Annotated in this window: 25 protein-coding genes; 24 read left to right on the forward strand and 1 reads right to left on the reverse strand. The window is 57.0% G+C overall.

The window, feature by feature from the left end; translation table 11 throughout:
• Positions 1 to 446 precede the first annotated feature (446 nt).
• The 4 genes from CZ787_RS05980 to CZ787_RS19060 are packed head-to-tail and all read left to right on the forward strand — an operon-like array spanning position 447 to position 1,958.
• Positions 447 to 1,001, forward strand: a complete 555-nt coding sequence (locus tag CZ787_RS05980) for a glycoside hydrolase family 104 protein (protein WP_087107189.1) — start codon at positions 447 to 449, stop codon at positions 999 to 1,001.
• A gap of 27 nt (positions 1,002 to 1,028) precedes the next feature.
• Positions 1,029 to 1,403 carry a phage holin family protein gene (locus CZ787_RS05985; RefSeq protein WP_087107191.1) on the forward strand — a complete coding sequence of 125 codons (375 nt, stop codon included), beginning with the start codon at positions 1,029 to 1,031 and terminating at the stop codon, positions 1,401 to 1,403.
• Positions 1,400 to 1,816 (forward strand): hypothetical protein, encoded by a 417-nt coding sequence (locus tag CZ787_RS05990; RefSeq protein ID WP_087107193.1) that lies wholly within the window; start codon positions 1,400 to 1,402, stop codon positions 1,814 to 1,816. Before CZ787_RS05985 ends, CZ787_RS05990 begins: the two co-directional genes overlap by 4 nt.
• 13 nt (positions 1,817 to 1,829) lie before the next feature.
• On the forward strand, positions 1,830 to 1,958 hold the full coding sequence (locus CZ787_RS19060) for a hypothetical protein (protein ID WP_254908580.1): 129 nt from the start codon (positions 1,830 to 1,832) through the stop codon (positions 1,956 to 1,958).
• On the opposite strand, the gene CZ787_RS05995 is transcribed toward CZ787_RS19060, so the two are convergent.
• The gene (locus tag CZ787_RS05995; protein ID WP_087107195.1) at positions 1,955 to 2,419 is read right to left on the reverse strand and encodes a hypothetical protein; all 465 of its coding nucleotides are present in this window, start codon (positions 2,417 to 2,419) and stop codon (positions 1,955 to 1,957) included. The two genes, CZ787_RS19060 and CZ787_RS05995, sit on opposite strands and share 4 nt — an antisense overlap.
• A gap of 48 nt (positions 2,420 to 2,467) precedes the next feature.
• Here CZ787_RS05995 and CZ787_RS19215 point away from each other — a divergent pair, with 48 nt between their 5' ends.
• The 20 genes from CZ787_RS19215 to CZ787_RS06100 all read left to right on the forward strand — a co-directional run bounded on the left by CZ787_RS19215 (position 2,468) and on the right by CZ787_RS06100 (position 23,275).
• Complete coding sequence (locus CZ787_RS19215) at positions 2,468 to 2,833, forward strand: HNH endonuclease (RefSeq protein ID WP_087107197.1); 366 nt, start codon at positions 2,468 to 2,470, stop codon at positions 2,831 to 2,833.
• A gap of 111 nt (positions 2,834 to 2,944) precedes the next feature.
• Positions 2,945 to 3,415, forward strand: a complete 471-nt coding sequence (locus CZ787_RS06005) for a phage terminase small subunit P27 family (protein ID WP_087107199.1) — start codon at positions 2,945 to 2,947, stop codon at positions 3,413 to 3,415.
• Between the two features lie 6 nt (positions 3,416 to 3,421).
• Positions 3,422 to 5,137: a terminase large subunit gene (locus CZ787_RS06010; protein ID WP_087107201.1), complete on the forward strand. Its 1,716-nt coding sequence runs from the start codon at positions 3,422 to 3,424 to the stop codon at positions 5,135 to 5,137.
• Positions 5,131 to 5,328, forward strand: coding sequence for a hypothetical protein (locus tag CZ787_RS06015; RefSeq protein ID WP_087107203.1), 198 nt, complete (start codon positions 5,131 to 5,133; stop codon positions 5,326 to 5,328). The genes CZ787_RS06010 and CZ787_RS06015 overlap by 7 nt, the downstream gene beginning before the upstream one ends.
• Positions 5,328 to 6,605, forward strand: coding sequence for a phage portal protein (locus tag CZ787_RS06020; RefSeq protein ID WP_087107205.1), 1,278 nt, complete (start codon positions 5,328 to 5,330; stop codon positions 6,603 to 6,605). Before CZ787_RS06015 ends, CZ787_RS06020 begins: the two co-directional genes overlap by 1 nt.
• Positions 6,593 to 7,531 (forward strand): S49 family peptidase, encoded by a 939-nt coding sequence (locus CZ787_RS06025; protein ID WP_087107207.1) that lies wholly within the window; start codon positions 6,593 to 6,595, stop codon positions 7,529 to 7,531. The genes CZ787_RS06020 and CZ787_RS06025 overlap by 13 nt, the downstream gene beginning before the upstream one ends.
• 71 nt (positions 7,532 to 7,602) lie before the next feature.
• A complete protein-coding gene (locus tag CZ787_RS06030; protein WP_087107209.1) occupies positions 7,603 to 8,898 on the forward strand; it encodes a phage major capsid protein in 1,296 nt (431 codons plus the stop codon).
• Between the two features lie 77 nt (positions 8,899 to 8,975).
• Positions 8,976 to 9,203, forward strand: a complete 228-nt coding sequence (locus tag CZ787_RS06035) for a hypothetical protein (protein WP_087107211.1) — start codon at positions 8,976 to 8,978, stop codon at positions 9,201 to 9,203.
• 76 nt (positions 9,204 to 9,279) lie between these two features.
• Complete coding sequence (locus CZ787_RS06040; protein ID WP_087107213.1) at positions 9,280 to 9,840, forward strand: head-tail connector protein; 561 nt, start codon at positions 9,280 to 9,282, stop codon at positions 9,838 to 9,840.
• 3 nt (positions 9,841 to 9,843) lie between these two features.
• Positions 9,844 to 10,179, forward strand: a complete 336-nt coding sequence (locus CZ787_RS06045) for a phage head closure protein (RefSeq protein WP_087107215.1) — start codon at positions 9,844 to 9,846, stop codon at positions 10,177 to 10,179.
• On the forward strand, positions 10,166 to 10,618 hold the full coding sequence (locus CZ787_RS06050) for an HK97-gp10 family putative phage morphogenesis protein (protein WP_087107217.1): 453 nt from the start codon (positions 10,166 to 10,168) through the stop codon (positions 10,616 to 10,618). The genes CZ787_RS06045 and CZ787_RS06050 overlap by 14 nt, the downstream gene beginning before the upstream one ends.
• Positions 10,615 to 11,343, forward strand: coding sequence for a phage tail terminator protein (locus CZ787_RS06055; RefSeq protein ID WP_087107219.1), 729 nt, complete (start codon positions 10,615 to 10,617; stop codon positions 11,341 to 11,343). The genes CZ787_RS06050 and CZ787_RS06055 overlap by 4 nt, the downstream gene beginning before the upstream one ends.
• A gap of 61 nt (positions 11,344 to 11,404) precedes the next feature.
• Complete coding sequence (locus tag CZ787_RS06060; RefSeq protein WP_087107221.1) at positions 11,405 to 11,596, forward strand: hypothetical protein; 192 nt, start codon at positions 11,405 to 11,407, stop codon at positions 11,594 to 11,596.
• Complete coding sequence (locus tag CZ787_RS06065) at positions 11,589 to 12,536, forward strand: phage tail tube protein (protein ID WP_087107223.1); 948 nt, start codon at positions 11,589 to 11,591, stop codon at positions 12,534 to 12,536. Before CZ787_RS06060 ends, CZ787_RS06065 begins: the two co-directional genes overlap by 8 nt.
• A gap of 71 nt (positions 12,537 to 12,607) precedes the next feature.
• Positions 12,608 to 12,976, forward strand: coding sequence for a hypothetical protein (locus CZ787_RS06070; protein ID WP_087107225.1), 369 nt, complete (start codon positions 12,608 to 12,610; stop codon positions 12,974 to 12,976).
• Positions 12,977 to 13,092: 116 nt separating this feature from the next.
• A complete protein-coding gene (locus CZ787_RS06075) occupies positions 13,093 to 13,482 on the forward strand; it encodes a DUF1799 domain-containing protein (protein ID WP_176372177.1) in 390 nt (129 codons plus the stop codon).
• 77 nt (positions 13,483 to 13,559) lie between these two features.
• Positions 13,560 to 14,447: an exonuclease domain-containing protein gene (locus tag CZ787_RS06080; protein WP_087107229.1), complete on the forward strand. Its 888-nt coding sequence runs from the start codon at positions 13,560 to 13,562 to the stop codon at positions 14,445 to 14,447.
• Positions 14,448 to 14,868: 421 nt separating this feature from the next.
• Complete coding sequence (locus CZ787_RS06090; RefSeq protein WP_087107233.1) at positions 14,869 to 21,105, forward strand: EF-hand domain-containing protein; 6,237 nt, start codon at positions 14,869 to 14,871, stop codon at positions 21,103 to 21,105.
• Positions 21,102 to 22,457 (forward strand): hypothetical protein, encoded by a 1,356-nt coding sequence (locus CZ787_RS06095; protein ID WP_087107235.1) that lies wholly within the window; start codon positions 21,102 to 21,104, stop codon positions 22,455 to 22,457. The genes CZ787_RS06090 and CZ787_RS06095 overlap by 4 nt, the downstream gene beginning before the upstream one ends.
• Entirely contained in the window at positions 22,454 to 23,275 is an 822-nt protein-coding gene (locus CZ787_RS06100; RefSeq protein WP_087107237.1) for a hypothetical protein, read from the forward strand. Before CZ787_RS06095 ends, CZ787_RS06100 begins: the two co-directional genes overlap by 4 nt.
• Positions 23,276 to 23,277: the final 2 nt, after the last annotated feature.

The raw sequence follows: 23,277 nt of genomic DNA on the forward strand, positions 1-23,277 counted from the left end.
ACCCGCCACCCGCCACCCGTTGCCCCGATGCGTGAGGCGACGACACGGAACACCACGATCTCGCCGCCGGAAATCACGCTCAGGGGAGCAGCGCCTGCGAACTGTCCATTGTGATTTTCGGGGTTCTCGAGGTCGACGGCGAGCGGGTGTATGTCGATGGTCAGCCGCTCAAAGTCGATCAGCTGCTGGAGGTGCTGTCGCGCTATAATAATGCCGATCTGACGCGCGCTGTGGGTAAGGGCGAATAGATTGAATGCTGCATATTGTGTTCGCTCTACGATTGCTCTACCATGTTTCTAGGCTGGCGCTTACTATAGCTAGCCGCCAAACACCACGAAGCCCTGTCGGTCACCCGGCGGGGCTTCTTGCTTTCCGCTGTTCCTGTCGCGTGCCACCGGTACGCCTTGCCCCTGTCATGCGGGGCCTTTTACATCAAGTGACTGCCTATGCCTGTTATCACTCCCGTCCAAGCAGGCGGCGTCAACGTGTGCGCGTTTCTCGACATGCTGGCGTTTGCTGAGCTGGGCAAAGCCATGTTGGACGATCCGCGTACCGATAACGGCTACCGCATCATTGTGGGGTCTATCCCCAGCAAGCTCATTCTCATGGACGATTACGACGACCACCCGCAGCAGCTGGTGAAGATCCGTAAGGGGCTGAGCTCTACGGCAGCGGGGCGCTATCAGCAGTTGAGCCGCTACTGGCCACACTACCGCGATCAGTTGAAGCTGCCTGACTTTGGCCCGCTGAGCCAAGACCGGTGCGCTATACAGCAGATCCGCGAACAGGGTGCACTGGGGTTGATTCAAGAGGGCCGCATTGCTGAGGCGATCAACAGCTGCAGGAACATTTGGGCGTCGCTACCGGGTGCTGGATATGGACAGCATGAGCATTCACTAGAGCGCCTACTGTATGAGTTCAAGCGTGCCCAGGGCGAGCTGTGCGATGCAGACCAGACCTGGTATGAACGTGCTCAATTAGAGCGCCGCAAGGCTGCATAAACCTCCCCGGCCGCTGAGGTGGTCAACATGAAACCCAGACGCAAAGAGAAACCTGTCATGCCGAACAGAGACCCTAATAACTGGCAATGGCTGGTGGACATGATCCCGTGGGCGCTTCTTGCCGCCGCCACCTTCTCTGTAGGGCTGATAAAAGCCCTGCATGATGGCGGGCCGTGGAGAAAGGCCCTGATGGTGGCCGCGATGGGTACCATCCTGTCGCTGTCACTCTATCCGGTATTTTTGTGGCTAGCGGTCTACTACTCCCTGCCTGAAGAGCATACGGAGGCCGTGGCAATGGCGCCGTGCGTATTCCTCGCGTTTATGGGCGTGGAGTGGATCCGTAACAAAGCAGATGCGCTGTACGAGGTGCTGCTGGCCTTTTTCAGGAAGTGGTTGAAATGATGGCGGCGCTCAAAGGTAGGGTAATTGGCGCGGCGGTGGGCGGCTTGGCACTGCTCAGCGCTTACCTCTATTGGCAGCACGTCACTAGCCAGCGCGACGCCTACCGGGCTGAAGCTGAGCGCCAGCGTGAGCGCGCTGAGATCCTGCAAGAGCACCAGCAGTGGCATCGCCAGCAGATCGAGACCCTTAACACTGCAATGGCTGAGCGTGACCGAACACTGACGATCATCGCTGACGACATACGCGCCAGCACATCGGCGCTTCAATCACTGGGAGAAACCGATGCTGAGGCGCGTGAGTGGCTGGATAGTGATGTTCCTGGCAGTGCTGTTGACTGGGTGCGCCAGCTCCAGGTCGGTACCGCCCGCGATGCTGAGTCAGTGTCCGGTAGTTCCGGAGCACCTGACCAGTGAGCAGCCAGCGCCGGTGCGTGTTCTGCAAAGCAATAAGGGCTTGCTGATGCTGCTGGCTCAGTACGAAGCACTCCGCCGCCGGATGAATGCAGACCGGGCGGCGGTGGTTGAGATACTGGCTAATGACGCGGGCGAGGATTAATTGAAGTAGATGTCTACCTGTCTATCGCTCGCAATTACATGCGCCTCCGAAGGGCAGTCTCCATTGCGGCATAGCACAGACCAGAAATCTTTATCAAAACGATCATGTAGGTAGAAGTATCTGCAAATGCTAATCACGTCGTGCCGTTCAAAGTCGCCAAGAGAGTATGCTGAGCCCTTTATTCCAAGCTGGTCCTCAAGTGTATAAAAGGTTAATTCTTTCTTCTCTTCCCAGTAATCGCACAGAATTGAAAAGATCTGCTGGACCTTTTCTTTGTTGATGGTGAACTGCTCGGCGTGAGGGCGGTGCCAATCGACGCCATCATCTAGTAGTGGATAAACCCCATCATCCCAAGCATGCAGGTAAGCAGGATGGAATGGGCTTTCTTCAGCACCATCTTGCGCGGTCAATAAGATCGTTAGCTTCATTTGCTGAAAAAGCGCAGTGCTTGTATCAGGCATAAATACTCCAGTTGATAAAAGTTAAGTTTTCCTAGATAGGTTAGCGCAATGCCATCCTCACCACCACGCCCATGCCGCGCCCCGATGTGCGCAGGTAAAACCACGCACAAACACGGCTACTGCGATAAGCATGCTGATCAAGCCGTAGCCTGGAAGAAGTCACCAAGAGCTAAGCAGGACCGCGGCGGTAGGCCATGGCGCCGTAAGCGCGAGCGTGTACTGCAGCGTGACAAAGGTCTATGTCAGCCCTGTTTAAAGCAGGGCTTTTTTACGCCTGCCGTTGAGGTGGATCACATCATCAATATCGCCTCAGGCGGTACCGACAGCGACGACAACCTACAGGCGATATGTGGGCCGTGTCACAAGGCGAAGACGCTGGAAGAGGCCCGCCGGGGTCGTGGCGCGGACGGCTGATGGGGAGGGGGGATCAAATCCCTACAGGCTGACACCAGCGGACACCGTAGCCTCCATTAAATTTTTATACCCGCGAAATTGAAAAATCAGGTCGGCGCGAGGAATTAGCAAATGACAAGAGGTCGCAAACCTAAACCGAGCCACCTGAAAGCAGTGCAGGGCAACGCTGGAAAGCGGGCCGTTAACCACGATGAACCCCAGGGCGAAGAGTTAACTGAAGTGCCATTGCCTCCCGAATGGCTGGACCCGATCGCTATTCAAATGTGGGAAAAAATCGGCCCTTGGCTGGTGAGCTCCAAAATTCTGACCGGTTCTGACATCGCCAACTTGGAAGCCTATTGCGCCGCCTATGCCCGTTGGCGAAAAGCAGAAGCTGACATTGCCAAAAACGGCATTACGGTGATGGGCATGAATTCAGAGATCAAGAACCCAGCCTGTACGGTAGCGAACGAATCCCTTAAGCAGCTGGTGACGTTTGGTAGCGCGCTTGGTTTAGATCCCTCTAGCCGGGCTCGCTTAGCTGTACCCGGTGCTAAAGAAGCGGGCAACCCATTCAAAGACCTCATAGGCAAAAAGCGATGAGACACTATGGCCAGTTACCCGAACGTCAACGCAGCGAACAAGTACGCTCGGGACGTAGTGGCCAAAAAGATTCCCGCGTGCAAGGAGGTCCGGCAGGCCTGCCAACGCCATCTGGAAGATCTCAAGGCCCAGAAGTCCCGGTCATATCCATACCGGTTCGATAAGGACGAAGCCGAGCGGGTCTGTGAATTTGTTCAGCTGCTACCCCATACCAAAGGTAAGTGGGCACGTGAAAGAAAGCTGATCACGCTAGAGCCGTGGCAGCTATTCATCTTCTCCTGCATCTTTGGATGGCTGAAGAAGAAAACCGGGTTACGGCGCTTCACTGAAGCCTATATCGAGGTAGGCCGCAAGAACGGCAAGTCTGTTATTGCGGCTGGCGTCGCTAACTACATGCTGTGCGCTGATGGGGAGTACGGCGCAGAGGTTTACTGTGGTGCCACCACAGAAAAGCAAGCCTGGGAGGTGTTTCGTCCCGCTCGCTTGATGCTAAATAAATCGCCTGCACTTGTCAGTATGGCGGGCATCGAGATCATGGCGAAGAACATCTCGATACCGGAAGACGGTAGCCGCCTGGAGCCATTGATCGGCAACCCGGGTGACGGTAGCTCGCCATCGTGCGCAGTAGTAGACGAGTTCCACGAACACCAAACGCCAGACCTCTACGACACCATGGCCACGGGCATGGGGTCACGTGACCAGCCGTTGATGTTCATTATCACTACGGCAGGCTTCAACCTGGCAGGGCCGTGTTACGACAAGCGTCGACAAGCCCAGCAAATGCTGGATGGGGCCCTGCCGAACGATGAGCTATTCGCCATCGTCTACACCATTGATGAAGGCGATGATTGGAAAGACCCTAAGGTACTGCGCAAAGCTAACCCGAACTTCGGTATATCCGTCAGCGAAGAGTTTCTTCTTAAAGCCCAGCGTGACGCGGTTCGCTACCCCAGCCGACAAAACAGCTTCCTCACCAAGCATCTAAACGTTTGGGTGAGCGCTCGAACAGCTTGGCTCAACATGGCCAGTTGGCACGCGCTGGGTGATGAATCGCTAAAGATTGAAGACTTCATCGGTAAGGCCTGCTGGCTAGGCGTGGATCTCGCCAGTAAGACAGACATCGCCAGCATTGCGCTTCTGTTTCGCGACGAAGTGCCCGATAAGAAAGGGCGCATGAAAACGCGCTGGACCGTGTTCGTTCGTAACTACTTGCCAGAAGGCGCGGTAGAGCGGGCAAGCACGAATAAGGCCGCTTATGAAACGTGGGTGAATAGCGGCGACTTGATTATCACCGATGGCGAAGAACTCGACTTCGACGTTATCCGCGATGACATCAAGGACTTGGCAGGGCTGTTTGAAATTACAGAAATCGCCTACGACCCCTGGCGCGCTACCCAGCTAGCCCACCAGCTAATGGCAGACGGCGCGAGCATCGTTGAGTACCGCAACACCGTTCAAAACATGAGCCCGGCCATGCGGGAAATGGAGGCCGCCATCACCGGCGGGCGCTTCCGGCATGCAAAAGACCCGGTGCTCACCTGGATGGCCAGCAACGTGGTCGCCAAGGCGGATGCCAAAGACAACATCTACCCGCGCAAAGAAAAGCCCGACAACAAGATCGACGGCATCATCGCCATTCTGATGGCGCTCGGTCGCGCCGTGCTTACTGAAAATGACGAACCAGAACAATCCATCTACGACACCTCGGACGTGACATGTTGATCAATATCATCACCTTTACTATCGGCCTGCTGGGTGTCGGGCTGGTTGCGTTTGGCGCGTGGCTGATTCTGCCCGCTGCCGGGTACATCACCGCCGGCGGCTTTTGCCTGTTCTGGTCGTGGCTCGCTTCCAAGGCCGCGGCCCAGGCCAACCAACAACCACCTGCTACTAATAACGAAGAGGATCGCTAATGTTCTGGCCAAGCCTCTTTACATCATCTACTAGTGGTAACGGGCGCAAAAGCCAGGACTGGTCTGGCGGCTGGGTAAGCGCAAACCGAGGCCGCCAAAGCGCGGCGGGCACCATGGTGAATACCGAGAACGCCCTGGGCGTCAGCGCGCTGCGTGCCTGCGTAACGCTGCTGGCCGAATCAGTCGCTCAACTACCCTGTGAGCTCTACCGACGTGACGAAGATGGCGGACGTGAGCGCGCAACGGATCACCCCCTGTATGACGTGATTCACAGCCAGCCCAACAAGAAAGACACCAGCTTTGAATACTACGAGCAGGGCATGGGTAGCCTGACGCTGGAAGGGAATGAATTCTCGCTGATTGAGCGTGACGGCGCAGGTTTCCCTACGGAGCTAATCCCCGTTCACCCCAAGAAGATACGGGTTCTGAAAGGCCCGGATGGCCTGCCTTACTACCAGCTGCTGGATTACAAAAACCAGATACTTCCGATGCGCTCGGTGCATCACGTAAAAGCGTTCTCACTGGATGGCTTTGTAGGCATATCGCCCATCGCTACCAACGCCGATACCATCGGCCTCGCCATGGCCACCGAGCAACACGCGTCGGCAGTCTTCCAGCGCGGCGCCACGATGGCTGGGGTGATTGAGCGGCCACGCGAAGCTCCCGCGATAGCTGACCAAGCAAATGTTGACCGCGTCTTGGACAAGTTTACCGAGCGCCACGGCGGGGGGCTGCGTAATGCCTTCTCTGTAGCGATGCTGCAAGAGGGTATGCAGTACAAGCAGCTGGCGATGGACAACGAAAAGGCCCAGCTGCTGGAGTCACGCAACTTCGGCGTTGTTGAGGTCTGCCGCCTTTACCGCGTCGCGCCCAACATGATCCAACACCTGGACAAGGCCACGTTCAACAACATCGAACACCTGGGCCTGCAGTTCGTTATCTACACGCTGATGCCGTGGATCAAGCGCAAGGAAGCCGCGATGATGCGCGACCTGCTGCTGCCCAGTGAGCGCAAAAATCTTTACATCGAATTCAACGTATCTGGCCTGCTGCGCGGTGACCAGAAATCACGCTTTGAGGCGTACGCCATTGCCCGCCAGTGGGGCTGGCTCAGCGTTAACGACATTCGCCGGCTGGAAAACATGCCGCCGATTAAAGGCGGTGATCGTTACCTAACGCCGATGAACATGCTGGATTCTCAGAAAATGCAGCAGTCGATAAACGCCACGCCCCAACAAATGCAAGAGATCGAGGGAATACTCGCATGCACGCAATGATCAATTACCCGCACATCGCGTCGATGGTGTTTAACACACCGTTGTACGCCACCCCTACGCTGGTGCAGGCCGTGCGCAGCGTGCTTGAGCCTCGCTTGCTGGGACGAACAAGCGATATGCCGCAGAGCCTGGGTATGGACTCTGGCAGTGGCGAGGACCGCGAAATGCAGCGCCTGCAGGTGTCAGGTCGTATTGCAGTCATTCCAGTGCACGGTGTGCTGGTAGCGCGTCGTGGCCATATCAACGCAGCGTGTGAAGAGCTGCTTTCTTATGAGCGTTTGCGCAGTCAAATCACGGCGGCGCTTAAGCATGAAATGGTCGAAGAGATTGTGCTCGACTTCCACACTGGCGGTGGTCACGCCATGGGCTGTAAGGAACTTGCCGACTTCATCCGAGCCAGCACCACCATTAAGCCCATCACGGCCTTAGTCAATTTTGCAGCCTACTCGGCAGGCTACTACCTTGCGGCCTCTTGCTCGCGCATTGTCGCCAGCCCAACAGCAGGGGTCGGGTCCATCGGTGTGATTATCGAAACCTACGAAGTCAGCCGCTGGGAAGAAGAGATTGGTATCAAGTACAACACCTACTTCCGGGGTGATCACAAGAACAACGGCTCCCCCCATGAGCCGATCACCGACCAGGCTGTGCAAGAGATCAACCAAATGCTGGATGGCGCTTACAGCGAATTCACGGAATCCGTCGCCAGCTTCCGAGGGTTGGATTTATCAGCCGTCGTTGATACTCAAGCGCGCTTGTTCCGACCGCAAGAAGCGCTTTCCGCAAAACTCATCGATGAGATCGCACCGGCACAAGATGCGATAGACACCATCGCCCAGCGCTACACCAGCAATACCGGCACCACCCCACGAAACAATCGCAGCATTCGCGCCCAGGCGCGTGCGCTCAACACCAGTTGTCAGCTCTAGCCACGCGGCGGAGCAACACCACGGCGGCCATGAGCCGCCATTTTTGTATCTAAACCAAGAGGAAACACCCCATGGGCATTGAAGAACTCCGCCGCAAGCGTGCCGAGATTAACGCGCAAGTGCAGGCACTGGCCGCCATTGAAATGGAAGCGGGCGAGCTCAACGAAGAACAGCTGGCCGAGTTTGAAAAGCTGGCCGCTGAATTTGATCAAGTGTCAGCCCAGCTGGCGCGGGCTGAAAGCGTTGAGCGCATGAACGCTGTCGCTAGCGAACCAGTACCTTCGTTTGGTGGTGGTCAATCAGCTGCCGTTCATACTAATCCGGAGCTAAAGCAGTACGTAGGCGCCAAGGTCGCACGCATGGCCATGGCCGTAGCGGCAGGTAAGGGCGATATGCAGCTGGCGTCCAAGTTCGCCACTACTGAAATTGGTGATGCAGAAGTCGCCATGGCGATCGATACCAGTGCCAGTTCTGGCGGCTCGCTGGTGCCGGAGAACCTGCACAGCGAAGTGATTGAATTGCTTCGCCCTAAAACCATCGTGCGCAACTTGGGTGCCCGCTCCATGCCCTTGCCTAACGGCAACCTGAGCATTCCGCGTATGGCCTCGGGTTCAACGTCTAGCTACGTAGGTGAAGGCAACGATGTGCTGGCGACCGGTGCCAACACTGATGACGTTAAACTGAACGCCAAAACCATGATCACGTTGGTGCCGATGAGCAACCAGTTGATCGGGCGTGCAGGCTTTCAGGTCGAGCAGATGTTCCTTAACGACATGCTGGCTAGCATGGCGGTCCGTGAAGATAAGGGCTTCCTGCGCGACGACGGCACCAACGATACGCCTACCGGTTTCCGTGCGACGTGTGTAAAAGAAGGGCGCGTTGTGCCGTGGTCAGGCACTGCCGATCTGCAAACGATTGATGCCTACCTAGACAGCCTAGTGCTTAAACTGATGGAGAGCGACAGTCTGTTAATTGAACCAGGCTGGGGCTTCGCGCCACGGACCTATATGAAGCTGTTCGGCATGCGCGATGGCAACGGCAATAAAGTCTATCCGGAAATGGCTCAGGGCCAGTTAAAAGGCTACCCGATCCGCCAAACCACCACGATCCCGGTGAATCTGGACACCTCCGAGGCAGGCACCAACAACGAATCGGAGATCTACTTCGCAGACTTCAACGACGTGATCATCGGTGACAGCGACACTATGACCATCGATTTCAGCCGCGAAGCGACCTACCTAGACGCCAACGGCCAACTGGTGTCAGCTTATAGCCGCAACCAGTCCCTGCTGCGCGTGGTGAAAGAGCATGACATTGCTTTCCGCCACCCAGAAGGTTTGGTGCTGGGTACCGCCGTCACCTGGTAAGCCTCATTCAACTGAACACAATGCAAAGCCCGCCATCGCGGGCTTTCGTCGCCACCTCTTTTTGAAAGGAGCCACCCATGGCTACCGCTAAATCAACGGCTGAAAAGCTCATCACGATGGTGTTTCTTAAGCCTTACGGCCGCTATTCGCGTCATGACCGTGCAGGCTTCCCGGCTGATAAAGCCAAGCAGCTTGAAGATCGCAAGATTGCGCTGCCCTCCGATAAGGCCAAAGCCGTAGCGGCAGCGAAAGCCGCTGGCACAGAAAAGCCACCCAAAGGCACCGAAGGCGCCGACAAGGTTTAAACACCCCTTAAGCACATCGCTTTGCCAATGCCGCCACTGTGCGGCATTGCTGTTTCTGACCCATGAGAGCCCCTGAATGATCACGCTGACCCGCGCCAAGCAGCATCTAAAGCTCGCTATCACGGCAGAAGAGGCCGAGGCCTACACTGACGAAGACGCGATCACCCAAGGGCTTATCGACGGCGCCTACGATTATGCTGAGCACCACACACAGCGAATATTTGTACCTCGCACTAAAACCCAAGTGCTTGATGGCTTCCCCCCGGGAAGCAATGCCATTGAGCTTCCGTGGGCGCCCGTAGCGGCCATTGAATCGCTGGACTACATCAACCCCGAAGGTATCGAGCAATCACTCGATGCAGACGCACTGCGCTTGGATACGCGGCCTATCTATCCCTTGCTGGCTCCCCAGTGGGGCACCCACTGGCCAAGCACAACCCACGAACCCGAGTGCATCACCATAACCGCGACAGCAGGGGCAGAAGAAACGCCGCACGGCGTTGAAGTGGCCATCCTGCTGCTAATTGGTCACTGGTACGAAAACCGCGAAAGCGTAGTCATCGGCACGATCACTAGCGCGGTGCCTATGGGCGTCGATATGTTGCTGGCGCCGTATCGCATACATGCCGTGGGGTGAGTCATGCAAATAGGAAAAAAGCGAGGACAGGTCAACCTTGAGTGGTGGCAGAAGGGCGAGCGCACCGACTCCGGTGCAACGCCTGAAGGCTGGCAGCCGGGCGGCAAGGTATGGGCAGAGGTTGAACAGCTACGCGGCCGCACGCTCTTTGCCGCGCAAGAAGCCAATGCCGAAACCACCGCCCGCATACGCATTCGCTACCGCGCCGACATAGCCGCCGCCACTGGCAAAACCCTGCGGTTACGCCACGGCGATATGACCTACCAACTGGAAGGCCGCCCCATCGATTTAGGCGGTCGCCGCCGTGAACTGGAGTTGATGTGTCATGAGTGGGTTTGACGTGCAAGTTCAAGGCGTACGCCTTGATGAAATCCAGCAAGAGCTACGCGCCCTTGAAGACAACATCAAGGAGCGAGCCATTCGTGCAGGCCTTGTGGCGGTAGCGGCACCGATCAAGAAAACCGCCAAGCTTAAAGCGCCTTCAGACACGGGCGACATGGCCCAGGCCATCGGGCACCGCAACATCAATAAACGCCAGCGCGGGCGCCTCGGCATGGCACAGGGTGAAGTTGGCATTCTGGTGGGGGCTAACCGCCGCATTAATAGCCGCTGGCAGGGCCGCAAAGGGCTATGGCACGAAGCGGGTACCGAGCACATGACACCCAACCCCTTTTTGGCGCCCTCACTCCAGCAGCATGAAAGTGGTGCAGCAGGCCGGTTCTACCAGGGGCTTAGCCGTTATTTAGACCGCCAGCGCAACAAAGGGGCTATTGCATGATCACCAACATCATCACCGCACTGACGAGCGCAGGCATCACCGCTGCCCCCAGCAGCGAAGCCGACCCAAGCCGCGCCGACACTGTACCCAGCCTGGTGCAGCTGGTAGACCCGATTGTTGATAGTAACGTGTGGCCGCTCAACCTGCCTGCCGATGCCCCCGATACCAACGGTGTTTACAGTCTCGCAGGGCAAAGCAGCATTGAGGTAGACGGCTATCGCCTGGGGCGCGTTGATACCTACGTGCTCAGCCTGCGCGCCAAAACGTTCGACCCGCTGCGCACCATGTCCGCGCAGCTGATCGAACGCGTGGCCGCACACACCGACACCGAAAGCTGGGAGATTACCGACGCCGCGACAGACTACGAGTATGACCAAAAGCAGTATCGCGCTCACTTCGAGTTGCAAGCCACCAGCCTGGCCATGTCAGCCCCTGCGCTACCCGCCGCCTTTGTTCACCCCGCGCAGGCCAGCACAACGCCTAACGAACTAGGCACCATGAATGTACGGCAAACCATCACCGAGCATATCGCCGTGGTGCTAGTGGCAGAGCAAGCGGAGATCGACGCTCAGCGCCGCTCCATCACCCAAGCCCTGCTGGGTTTGGTAAGCACGCCCCACGGCGTAGCACCGCTGGAATACGCAGGCGGGCAGCGTGTAGCCGTCTCCGGCAACCACGTTTACTGGCGTGAGCTCTACAGCTACGACCGCATGATTCGCAGCTAACCCCAACCACCCACCAAGACCCCGCCGCGTGCGGGTTTTTTTATGCTTGGAGGAAACCCCCATGCCCAGTGAAGGCGGCCAGTACCGCATTAAAAACGGTAAGCGTGAGCTAGTGCACCGCACCAAGCCGACGCCCGTAAAGACCGCGAAAGCGGACGAGCAACAAACCGACGCCGCCCCGGCGAAACCCGAAGCAGCAGCACCCAAGCCCGCTAAGTCAGCGGCCAAGCAAGAGGTGAAAGGCAATGAGTGATCCCAAGGCCTGGCGCCGCCTAATCGTGGCCGCCGTTGTTGAGGATGAATACGGTGTAACGCCCACCGATCTTTCAACCGCCACGCTGATCGAGGTGGTGACGCGAGAAGCGGCAGGGTTTTACGAAGGTGACACCGTAGAGCGTGAGCGCGTACGCCAAGGGTTTGGTGGGTTTGAAGAAGCCAATACCGCCCCGCGCACCTCCCGCCAGATCCGTGTGCCTTATTCAGGCTCGGGTACGTTAGGCGTCCCGCCGTCGTTTAGTCCGCTGTTGCGCTGCTGCGCTATGAGCGAAACCACTACTGAAGGCGAGTCGGTTATCTACGAGCCCGTGTCCACAGGCATGGATTCCGTTTCACTATTGTGGTGGGCCGATGAAGAGCTGCAGGTAATGCCCGGTGTGCGCGGCACCTGGACCCGTTCAAGCGATGTAAAGGCCTACCCCTACATCCAGTTCGATGTAATGGGCCTATACGAACGGCCAACCACTGCACCTGCAATAACGCCAACGCTGGCAGCGCAAGCGAAAGAAGTGCCGGTTAATAAGATGAATAGCACGTTTGAAATGGACGGCTTCATGGCACGCATGCAGACGTGTTCGTTTGATGTTGGTAATACGGTGGTGCATCGCCACTTGGTGGGCTATGAAGGAATTCACATTACCGACCGGCGCGCCACGGGCGCACTGACCATCGAAGCCCCACGAATCGACCAATACGACATCTTCCCGAAGATCGAATCGCACGCGCGCATAGAGCTGTCAAAAATCTCTTTCGTTCACGGTACCGAAGCGGGGAATATAGTTGAAATGACGTTCCCAAGCGTTCAGCTATCAGCGCCGCAGGAAAGCGATACGGATGGCATCACCCACTACCAGATGAACATGCGCCTGCTGCCGAATGGCAATAACGACGGCGACTTTCAGCTGATCTTCCGCTAACCCCTAAACCACTTAACAACGCTGCCCACCGGCAGCGTTTTTGTTTGTCTATTACTAAAGGAAATCGTCCCATGTCTAAAGCCGTTGCCACTAAAGCCTCTACCATCATGCTCACCAGCGCGACCACTATTACGGTCGACGTGCCCTATACAGATCCGATTCAAGGCGCTCAAACGTTCCAGGCAACATGGAATCTTCACAAGTGGGAAGAGTACCGTAGCATCGTTAATGCCCAGCAGGCCGGTGAAAAATCAGATGAAGACCTGATCGAAGACCTGGTTCGTATCGATGGCCTTAAGGACTCTGAAACCAAAGAGGAAATCGCGCACTGCGATGAGCTGGTCGACGCAGTAATGAGTGTAACGTTTATGCGCCGCCCGCTAATCCTCAGCTGGTTCGCCGCCCAAGAAGGCCGCAGCCAGGCCGCCGCAAAAAACTAAGAGGCGCTGGCCAGTGGTGGGCGCAAGGCCCAGCCCCCAAGGACCAGCGAAAGAAAGACGCTGACCGCTGGGGGCTAAAAGATGCCGCCGTTACCGAAGCGCCCAAACACTACGAGGTGTGGAAAGAACACTGGCCAGCGCTGGAACTGTTTCTCGCCATGCGCACCCAGTGGCGAGTAGTAGCGGGCATGGCAGGCGCCCAACACCAAGGCATCGACTACACCGCGCTTTATGGCCACCCCAAATTTGCGCGGTTGGATTTTGATGCACAAGACGCGCTGCTGGCGCAGGTCCAACACATCGAAGCGGGTGCGCTCGCGGCAATGAGTGAGCAAAGCCACTTGGCCGAGCAAGAAGCTGAAGACCAACGGCAGGTGACTGAGGCTATCGAACAGCGCGCCGAGCTCTGCTACCTGCAGGAAGAGCAGCAGCGCATAAACGTTCAAGAGCTGATGAACGTGATGCAGCTGCCGGAAGGCTATGGCGATGGGTGTTTTGTGGCCTAGCCATTCAGCCATGCTCGTTGAACAAAAATTAACTTTGTCGCAATCTGCCTAAGTCTTATTAATTAGGAGAGCGCATTGTGGCAGAGCGATTCGTAGTAATAGATGTGGAAACCGCCAATCCCGACATGAGCTCCATTTGTCAGGTTGGGCTGGCGGTATACGAGGCCGGTGAGCGGGTAGAGGCTCACTCAATTCTGATTGACCCAGAAGATGAGTTCGACGAATTTAACGTTGCTATTCACGGCATTACGCCAGCGCAGGTGCTGGGGAAGCCGAATTTCTCAGAAGCACTGCCAGGTATTCAGCAGGTACTTGGCGATGACCCGGTCGTCTCCTATGGCCATTTCGATAAAACCGCTATGGCGCAGGCCTGCTATCGCTATGGGTGGGAACTGACGGTAACGGCTTGGCTTAATCTGCATCCCGTCGTTAGAAGGGCTTGGCCAGATGAGGCGGCAACGCACGGTGTAGCCTTAGCCAAAACAGCCAAGCGTTTGGGCGTTGAGCTGGTTAACCACCACGATGCTAAAGCAGACGCTATTGCTGCCGGAGAAATATTTCTCAAGGCAATGAGTGTGAGCGGCCTGGGTGTTGCTGACTGGTTAGAGCGCGTGGCAATGCCCATTCACCCAGGGCAAGGACATGAGAGGCACGTTTCTACCTACGAAGTGAACCTTGAAGGCGAGCTTCTGGGAGAGGGGATCGTGTTTACCGGCGCTCTTTGCATGACGCGTGAGCAAGCGCGAGAAGCAGCGGCCAAGCTTGGCTGCACGCCCCTGTCAGGCGTTAGCAAAAAAACCACTATGCTAGTGGTGGGCGATCAGGATATTAAAGCGCTTCGCGGCGCTGATAAGAGCAGTAAGCACCGTAAGGCCGAAGAGTTGATTCAAAAGGGTCAGGCTATACGGATACTCGGCGAAAGCGACTTTATGGCAATGCTTGAAAATAGGAGTGCATCCAAATGAAGAGACTGATACTTAGTGCTGTTATAGCTTTTGGTATACACCCCTCGTTGAGCATCGCCCAAACAATTAGCGAATGCAATGATCGCCAGAGACTCACTGAAATGGCAATGGAAGTGAGGGACCGCTTAGCCAGAGGTGACTCAGAAGATAGTCTTTTAATGTGGGCAGGTAATATCGAGGGGCCCGGATTGCAATCCGCTGCATATAAAGCCATTGAGGCTTACACCTTTCCCTACCAGAAGCCTGGCAGTGTTTCTCAAGTCGTAACGGTGATGCATTACATGTGCAGCAAGACGTATCGCCCATGAACGACCTTTGAGATTGACATTAACCCGCCAACCGAGCGGGTTTTTTAATGCCTGAAATATAACTGCCCGCCGCGTGCGGGCTTTTTTGCGCCCGCAATTCGAGGTTGGCCCGCATGGCTCAGAATTATAAAGCTGGTTTGATTATCACCGGTGACGCCAGTGGCGGCATCCGGGCCATCAAGGCTACGGAAGATGAGTTAGGCAAGCTCAACCAAGGCTTTGACCGTGGTTCGCGCCAATCAAAGCGGTTTGGTAGTGATGCCGCCAGAGCCGGGCAGCAGCTGACAGAAATAGACAAGGGCGCTGGCGTTGCTACGCGCGGCTTGCAAACCCTGCAGCGTGCTGCCGCGCCTATCGCTGGCGTTATTGCAGGCATGTTTGCCGCCAACACCATCAAAAGCCAAGTGGATTGGGGCGATCAGCTACAGAAAACCAATCTGCGCATTGGTGCCAGCACAGAAGCGCTTAGCCAGTATAACTATGTCGCCAAGCTGTCCGGCGTCGAGTTCGGCCAGCTTACAACCGCGTGGCAGCGACAAACCCGCCGTATTTCTGAGGCAGCTCAGGGAACGGGCGTCGCCGTTGCCGCGCTCGACCGGCTCAGCCTGAGTGCCAAGGATTTGAATCGGCTGGCGCCGGAACAGCAGTTCGAGCGCATCGCGGCCGCCATGCAGGGCGTCGAAGATAGCAGCGAGCGCGTACGGTTGGCCCAGCAACTGTGGGATAGCGAAGGCGTCAAGCTCGTGCAGATCGTCAACCAGGGCACTGACGCGATTGCGCAGATGCGCGCCGAGGCCGACGCGCTGGGGCTGACGATCAGCCAAGACACCGCGAACGCCATGGCGAGCTATAACGACGAAATGGATCGCCTTAAGTTCGCCGCTCAAGGGGTCAGTCAGACCCTAGCTGCTGAGCTGGTGCCGTCCATGACGGCGGGCTTGCAAGCAACCAACGCATTTATCCAGCAAGTGGGCGGCGCGGAAGCCATTCTGGATACCGCGACAGATGCGGCAACGATGCTTGCCGTAGTGATGGGAGGGCGTCTTGCCGGCGCTCTTGTAACGTCGACTAAAAGCATGGTGGCTGATACCACAGCCACTATCGCAAAAGCGAGGGCAGACGCAACAGCAACAACAGCCGCTCGCGCAAAGGCTGCCGAAACACTGCGAGTAGCGCAAGCAGACCAAGCCGCCGCATCACGCGCCTTGGCAAGCGGGCATGCCATCGCTATAGCGACAGGCAATACCACGCTTCGCACCAAAGCCATCACACAAATGGCTGCAGCCAATCAGCGTGCCGTTGCCGCAGAGGCAGCGCATACAGCGGCAATCAATGTTAACAGCGCCGCCATGGCGCGCGGCACGGTGGCAGCTCAGGGCATGGCAGCAGCTACGCGTACAGGTGCTAGCGCGCTCGCGTTAATAGGCGGGCCAACCGGCGCCGCCTTAATAGCCGGTGCGGGCCTGTACTACTTCCGCGAAGAACTCGGCCTCACCGACGACAAGATGCAAGGCACCATTGGCACTATTGAAAGCCTGGGTGATTCGTTTATAGCTGAGTTCGGCGGTATTGGCGCCGAATTGGTCGGCGGCTTCCGCGGTATGCGCGCTGAAATGCTCGATCTTGACGCGGGCTTTATCGACATGAAGGCCAGCGCAGTAGAGTCGTTCAGCGGTATCGTTGAAAGCAGCGCCTCCGTCATCAACATGGGCTTGATCCCGCTGCAGAATGCAGTTAACGCACTCGACTCCACTTTTGCAGGCTTGATTTACCGAGTCGCCAACGGGCTAGAGTCCGCCGGCGCGATGCCATTCGGCATGGAAAACGTGTTCGGCGAACAGATCAGTCGCCTACGCGGCATGGCCGATGGCCTCATGGATGGCTTGATTGAACCCATCGGTTTATCGACTGAACTGCTGGAAGATAACAGTCAGGCTCTACGCGCCCAAGCAGATGCCTTGCGTGATTCAGCTAACGAGATTCGCGGCAATGCCTTGCCCGCTAACAATGAACTGTCGGCCTCTTACCAAACGATAGACCAATGGCTGGATGAAATAGAGCGCGGTGCTCGTAGCACGGGCGATAGTGTGAGCGACAACGCCCCCAGTGATAGCACTATCGAAGCCTGGGGAAAGTACAACGACAAGCTGCGCGACAGCATGGCCGCCCTGCGTGATGGTGGCTCAGCCATGGCCGCTGCAAACAGGGCCATGGATAGCATTGGCGATGATGTTAACGATGTAATGCGCGGTTACAGCGTCTTCTTGGCAGTGCAAGAAGAGGCGTTTAAGGATAACGAAAAAGCACAGAAGGCGGCGGCCAGCGCTTCCCAGCAAGCGGCGCGCACTCAGGAACAGGCGGCACAGCAGGCAGCCCGGGCCGTTGAGCAGGCTGCCAAGCAGCAAGCAGATGCCCTAAAAGCCATTCAGCACGAAATGGACCCGCTGCTGGCCGACCATGCCACGTACGTTGAACGCCTGAAAGTGCTGGACAAGGCGCTGGCCGATGACACGATTACCCAAGAAGCCTACGGCAAAGCCGTACGCTGGAATGCCGAGCAGTACACCCGCGCTGCCACTGGCGCGGAAGAGTACGAGAAACAAACCCAATCGCTGATCGATACCTACGACAGCCACAACCAGCGCGCCCAGAAACTGCGCACCGAACTTGAGCAGATCAACCAGCGTTACCGCACCGGTGAGATTGATGGCGACCAGTACGCCCGCATGGTGGGCGGCGTGCGCGATGAAATGCAAAAGCTGGCGTTCGATGCCGACCCCGCCGCGCAGGAAATGGCGCGGGCGTGGGAAGAGGCGGGCAATCGCATCGATGAGACGTTTGCCGATGCGTTCGCTGGCGCGTTCGATTCGTTCGATGATTTTGGCGACCAGCTGCTAGACGGCTTTAAACGCCTGCTGGCCGAGCTGGCGTATCAAGCCACTCTCAAGCCCATTGTTGTGCAGTTTACCCAGGGCATGAGCAGCATGATGGGCATGGGCGGCGGCCAAGGCGGCGGCATGCAGAGCATGTTCAGCAACTTCAACCCCGGCATGCTGCAAAACGGCTGGGATACCGTTAGCGGCTGGTGGGGTGGTGGCTCAACGGCCGCCGCCAGCGGTGGCGGCCTATATGCCAACGCGGCAACGCAGGGCGCAGGCACATTGTACGGCAGCGCCGCTACAGGCGCATCGCAGGGTGGCTTGTACGGCAACGCAGTAACGGGCGGCGTAGCTCAGAGCGGCGGTGGCGGCTGGATGGGCGGCAGCATGCAGAACTACCAAGGCATGGGCGCCGTTTATAATATGGGCGCCTCGCTGGCTGGTGGTTACGTGGGTGGAGAAATTGGCTCTAGCGTTACCGGGAAAACCGCTAACTCCAACTACGGTGAGACGGCGGGCAGCCTGGTGGGCAGCTACTGGGGGCCGTGGGGCGCGGCGGCGGGATCTGCAATCGGTAGCTTCGTTGATTCGCTGTTTGGGTCGAACAAAAAAACCTATGACTTTGATTTTGAGCAAGGCGGCCACTACGGCGTATTTGGCGACCGCGACAGCGAACTAGGCCAATTCGGCCTAACGGCTCTTTCAGACTACAAGCTGGGCGAACAGCAAGACGCCCTGCAGGAATTGCTAACCAGCGTTGCTGATTTTGACAATGTGCTAGCGGGCGCCGCGATTGATGAGCGCGTAGACGCAATGCGGGCCAGCATCGAAGGGTTTAGGCATTCAGGGCCAGAGGATCTTTTTGATACTCGGCTGAGAGAGATCATCAACGGTTCCGGCGCGTATGTTGAATCCGCCATTGCCGCGATAGCTGACCCAGAACAAATGGCAGATGCCTTTGTATCTGTCCTCAACCTTGAGCGAATCGCAACATCGCTAAACGATCAAATCCAGCGTGATGTGATCGACCATCTTGAAGCCAACACAGGGGATGTGCAGGGCACGGTAGGGGGCTTGGCTCAAGCGCTGGATGCCACCGTGCTGTTGGGTAACAGCGTTGAGCGCCTTAACCTCCAGTTTGAGACAACCGCCGAGGGCGCAATCCATAGCGCGTGGGCGCTGCAGGAGGCGGCAGGCGGTATTGATAACATGACCGCCGTTAACGACGCATACTACCAGGCGGCGTTTAGCGAGACAGAGCGGCTATCTAACGCGCAGGAAGACCTGTTTGCCTCGCTATCCAGTGTTACCGATCAGACACCGCATACCGTTGAAGAGCTGAGGGCGCTAGTCGAGGCTCAAAACCTCAACAGCGCGGCAGGCGGTGAGCTGGCGTATGAACTCATGGCACTGGCTCCCGCGCTCAAAGAAACCAGCACGGCAGTTCGGCAGGCTATCGAGCAGCAGTATCAAGATGTGCTGGGGCGTACGCCCGATGCGGGTGGCCTGGAATACTGGTTTGATCAAGTGTCCAGCGGTGCAATAACCCTGGACGATGCGCTTGAACACATGGCGGGGAGCGCTGAGGCGGCTGATTATGCAGCCAGCGGGGCGGCGAATAGTCTGGATGGCATGGCAGATGCTTTGCGCGCTCAAGAGCAATTGCAGCGTCAGTTGTGGCAGGCGCAGGGCAATACCGACGCCATCCGACAGCTTGAAATTGATCGACTGAGCGACCTTGAAACTGCCGAAGTCGACAATCTGACAGCGCTACAGCGGCGCATCTGGGCCATTGAAGATGAAAACGCCGCCCAGCAAGCGGCAGAGCGCGCCCAGCAGGACCGCATTCGCGCTATTGAGCAAGAGGCTAACGCATGGTCGCGGGCGCGGAACGAATTAGCAGGATTCGGTAACACCATCAACGGCTGGCTGGCCAATCATGATGCCACTGAGCAGGGCATGGGCACGCCCCGCGACCGGCTAGAAGCGTCCGACGCTGATTTTTGGGCGCAGTACGAAAAAGCCCAGCAGGGCGACCGCAACGCACGGCAAAGCATTACCCAATTTGCTGACCGCGCTATCGACAACCTGCAGGAGTTTTATGCTAGCAGCGACCCCGGCGTTAATGGTATCGCGGAGATCCGCGACGCCATGGAGCGCTTGCCCGAAATGCTCAGCCCTGAGCAGTTTCTTGCCGAAGAGTTCCGGGGGATTATCGGAGGGCAAACCGGCGCGCTGGTGGGTGCAATGGACCTCAACGGTGACGGCACCGTGTCCGCCATCGAGCGAGCTATTGCAGCCGATTGGGACTCCAGCGACCTGCTTAAAAACGTGCTTCATCAAGAAATGCTTCGGCTGGGTACCACGGTACTTACCGATGCACAGATTCGCGCTGCACTAAAACCCCACGCTACGAATGCCGAAATTGACCGCTTAATCCAGCGCGTCGATGCAAACGGTGATGGGATTGTCTCGGCTCAAGAGCTGGCCAACGCCCGCCTGTCTGGTCTGGGCGCGGGCATTGTGAGCGCGATGGCGAGTGAGTTTGACGGCATCGATGTAAACGCCAGTGGGCTTATTGATTATGACGAGTTTCATAGCGCATTCGCGGGGATGGCGAGCGAAACCACGTTAGATAAGTTGTTCTGGCTGATGGACAAAAACGGTGACGGCCAGATTAGCCGCTTGGAGTCTATCGCGGCTAGCAACATGACGATTGCCGAGTTGGGGCTGATGCGTCAAGAGGGCGACACCGACGACATCATGGGCGGCAATCCCTCGGTTATTGACGACATCGTTAACAAGTACCCGGCCTCTGACCCCACCGCTGGCAAGATCGATGCGGCGTATCACGACGTGTTGGGCAAGGCCGCGCAGGGGTTTCAGGTCAACAGCTGGGCGCGCTGGCTGGAGGAAAAGGACTCCCGCGCTGGGCAGCTACACCAGGCCGTTGCATGGGCCAACCTGCCAGTAGGGGGCAGGGAGTGGCTAATCGAGCGCGACCTTTACGGTGATGGAACGGTGCCGAAATTCGCTAACGGCGGGGTGTTCTCTAACTCCATCGTTAACAGGCCCACGATGTTTGATATGGGGCTGATGGGCGAAGCGGGTCCAGAGGCCATTGTGCCCCTGTCACGCGGTGCCGGTGGGCGTTTAGGCATTGATGCAACAGGGCTTATGCAGCTACCCGATGGCCCGCAGCAATTACCCATGCCTGAAATGCCGCCGCTGCCGCAGTTCCCGGCGCTCAGTCACTCGGACGTAGTGCAAGTGCTAAACGACGTTAAGCGCGAGCTGGTCGAAACCCGCAAGGAAAACAAGCGGCTATTAGAGCTGATTGGCGACAACACGCGGGACACGGCCGACGCCGTTGAAGAGTACGGGGAGCGGGCAGAAGACCAGCGAACTGCGGAGATCGAAGAGCTTGAAACGATCAGCAGAAACAGCAATACGCGGAGTGTCACGACATGAGTATCAGCGAGGGGCAGTATCTGGCGTGGCTCGCCAAGCTCAATGCCGACCGCTTGCTGCTTGCCGAGCTGCATCACGCGGGTGGCATTGAGTACGTGGCCACCGGGCCGTTTATGTCGCTACCCAGCGACAGCGACCCTAACCGGCCGTATACCACCGCTTTGAAAAAAGCGGTGAATATTACGACGCGGATTGATGGCAACGTGACGTTTGGGGAGGTGGAAATAATCGGTGATCAGCTGGTGACGGAACTGATTGACCTGGCCTGGCAGGGCCACCCAATCAAACTGTTTTTGGGTGATCCCAAGTGGCCGCGTGATGATTTTCGCCTGCTGGCTCAGGGGCGAAATGGCGGCATCCGCCAGGCAAAGCGCGGCGCGATTACGTTTCGAATGGTCGATGAAAGCAGCGTGCTGGATGAGGTGATTGATACCGGCCAGTTGCCCGACGATGCAGGGCCGGTGCCGCTGGCATTGGGTAGCGTGTACAACGCGCCGCTGTACCGCGTTGATACGCAAACGCTGACATATCGTGGTTCCTACCTGCCGGTAACCAGCATCCAGGCCAAGGCCAACGGTGCGTTGCTCACGCATAGCACCGACGCGGCCGCAGGCACGGTCACGCTTAGCGACAGGTTTGGGGATATAACCGGCGACATTGAAGAACCTCACAACACGCCGCGCAAGATCGTGGAATGGGTGGCTAATCATTACGGCATCACTGTAGGGGAAATCGATCTACCCGATTACCGCGTGGGCGTTTTCTACAACGATGATGTGTCAGGCCGTCAGATCCTTAACGAGCTGAAAGAGGGGTTAGGGGCTTATTGGTATCTAAACGAAATCAACGCATTAGTGATGCGGCAGCATAAAGAGCCGGTGGTCGCTGATGTGACGATTGTTCGAGACGATATTCCCCGGGACAAGCTAACCCTCTCTGAAACCCAGCAGCCATGGCGCAGCTTAACGCTACGCTGGGGGCGTAACTATGCCCCGCTATCGACCGTGGCTGGAACCATTGATGAAGAGAACCCGGCCGAGGCTGCCCGACTGCGCACAGAGTGGCGGGAGAGTCACGCACGGCAGGATGTCAGCGACTACCCCATGGCCGAGCGCGTCACCCGCGATAGCGTGATACAGGATGAGCAGGATGCTATCACCGAGCGTGACCGGCTTCTGGCGCAGCGCCGCACCCAGCGGAACGTATGGAGCATCGAGGCCCGCCTGCCACCGGTATATGTAGGACAAGCGGCGGCCGTGGCGCATGGGCGGCTGGACGGAAAACTAGGCCGGTTAATCAATGTCGGCCGCTCCCCCACCCGGGGACGCACCAATCTGGGAGTGTGGGTGTGAATCCATCCGAAATACTATTTGATAATAAACACGACACGGCAATATTAGTGGCCAGTAGCCAACAATCCCCGCCGGAATATACGCAAGTAAGCGGCGGGAGTCATTTGTTTAGAACACTGGGCGTTAATAATGAAACATTAACCGCTACGCTAGAAAGTGCTGTTTATATGTCCAAGGTCGTTATTTACGGCCACAACTTAAGCCCAGCGGGAACTATTAATGTTGCGCTTCTTTTAAACGGTGAAGCCGTTGCGGAAACAGGGTTTAAAGGTGTCGCGGAGTTAATACCGTTAGGGCGTTTTAGAGTAGGTATAGACCCGTGGGGCGGCCACGATTTAAGCGGTTTATCAACTGTCAGTTTTGAGGCCAACTTTACACCCGAGGTTGCTAACGGATACCGCATAACGATTAAAGACCCAACGAATGAGAACGGCTATTTAGAGATTGGCCGTGTGTTTTCGGGCGTGCCGTGGTCGCCGCCTGAAAGCATGGGGGTTAGTTTCGGTGTCAGCATGAAAACCAAAACAGCGACCCGTAAAGAGCGCACCGAAGGCGGTTCGCTTATCGCGATTGGTAAAGGCAGTTGGCGTGAAGTGTCGTTATCGTTTGATCATTTGGAAGATAACGAGTTTGAAAACTTCGTTAAAGAAATGAATAAAACCGACGATACGACCGAGGTGTATATCAGTGTCTACCCCGATAAAGGCGGTGTAATAGAAGCTATCCACTCGTTTGTAGCAATGCGGCAGGATGGCTACGACCATACACATGACCGGGCAAGAAACAGAAAAGTGCCGCTTACGTACGTGGAGGTTTAAAG

This window comes from Halomonas citrativorans (genome assembly GCF_900163645.1).
Classification (GTDB): domain Bacteria; phylum Pseudomonadota; class Gammaproteobacteria; order Pseudomonadales; family Halomonadaceae; genus Vreelandella; species Vreelandella citrativorans.

Bases quoted from the DNA above. Each gene is read 5' to 3' on its own strand.
- CZ787_RS05980 (WP_087107189.1), top strand. From the start codon at position 447: ATGCCTGTTATCACTCCCGTCCAAGCAGGCGGCGTCAACGTGTGCGCG.
- CZ787_RS05985 (WP_087107191.1), top strand. From the start codon at position 1,029: ATGAAACCCAGACGCAAAGAGAAACCTGTCATGCCGAACAGAGACCCT.
- CZ787_RS05990 (WP_087107193.1), top strand. From the start codon at position 1,400: ATGATGGCGGCGCTCAAAGGTAGGGTAATTGGCGCGGCGGTGGGCGGC.
- CZ787_RS05995 (WP_087107195.1), bottom strand. From the start codon at position 2,419: ATGCCTGATACAAGCACTGCGCTTTTTCAGCAAATGAAGCTAACGATC.
- CZ787_RS19215 (WP_087107197.1), top strand. From the start codon at position 2,468: ATGCCATCCTCACCACCACGCCCATGCCGCGCCCCGATGTGCGCAGGT.
- CZ787_RS06005 (WP_087107199.1), top strand. From the start codon at position 2,945: ATGACAAGAGGTCGCAAACCTAAACCGAGCCACCTGAAAGCAGTGCAG.
- CZ787_RS06010 (WP_087107201.1), top strand. From the start codon at position 3,422: ATGGCCAGTTACCCGAACGTCAACGCAGCGAACAAGTACGCTCGGGAC.
- CZ787_RS06015 (WP_087107203.1), top strand. From the start codon at position 5,131: ATGTTGATCAATATCATCACCTTTACTATCGGCCTGCTGGGTGTCGGG.
- CZ787_RS06020 (WP_087107205.1), top strand. From the start codon at position 5,328: ATGTTCTGGCCAAGCCTCTTTACATCATCTACTAGTGGTAACGGGCGC.
- CZ787_RS06025 (WP_087107207.1), top strand. From the start codon at position 6,593: ATGCACGCAATGATCAATTACCCGCACATCGCGTCGATGGTGTTTAAC.
- CZ787_RS06030 (WP_087107209.1), top strand. From the start codon at position 7,603: ATGGGCATTGAAGAACTCCGCCGCAAGCGTGCCGAGATTAACGCGCAA.
- CZ787_RS06035 (WP_087107211.1), top strand. From the start codon at position 8,976: ATGGCTACCGCTAAATCAACGGCTGAAAAGCTCATCACGATGGTGTTT.
- CZ787_RS06040 (WP_087107213.1), top strand. From the start codon at position 9,280: ATGATCACGCTGACCCGCGCCAAGCAGCATCTAAAGCTCGCTATCACG.
- CZ787_RS06045 (WP_087107215.1), top strand. From the start codon at position 9,844: ATGCAAATAGGAAAAAAGCGAGGACAGGTCAACCTTGAGTGGTGGCAG.
- CZ787_RS06050 (WP_087107217.1), top strand. From the start codon at position 10,166: ATGAGTGGGTTTGACGTGCAAGTTCAAGGCGTACGCCTTGATGAAATC.
- CZ787_RS06055 (WP_087107219.1), top strand. From the start codon at position 10,615: ATGATCACCAACATCATCACCGCACTGACGAGCGCAGGCATCACCGCT.
- CZ787_RS06060 (WP_087107221.1), top strand. From the start codon at position 11,405: ATGCCCAGTGAAGGCGGCCAGTACCGCATTAAAAACGGTAAGCGTGAG.
- CZ787_RS06065 (WP_087107223.1), top strand. From the start codon at position 11,589: ATGAGTGATCCCAAGGCCTGGCGCCGCCTAATCGTGGCCGCCGTTGTT.
- CZ787_RS06070 (WP_087107225.1), top strand. From the start codon at position 12,608: ATGTCTAAAGCCGTTGCCACTAAAGCCTCTACCATCATGCTCACCAGC.
- CZ787_RS06090 (WP_087107233.1), top strand. From the start codon at position 14,869: ATGGCTCAGAATTATAAAGCTGGTTTGATTATCACCGGTGACGCCAGT.
- CZ787_RS06095 (WP_087107235.1), top strand. From the start codon at position 21,102: ATGAGTATCAGCGAGGGGCAGTATCTGGCGTGGCTCGCCAAGCTCAAT.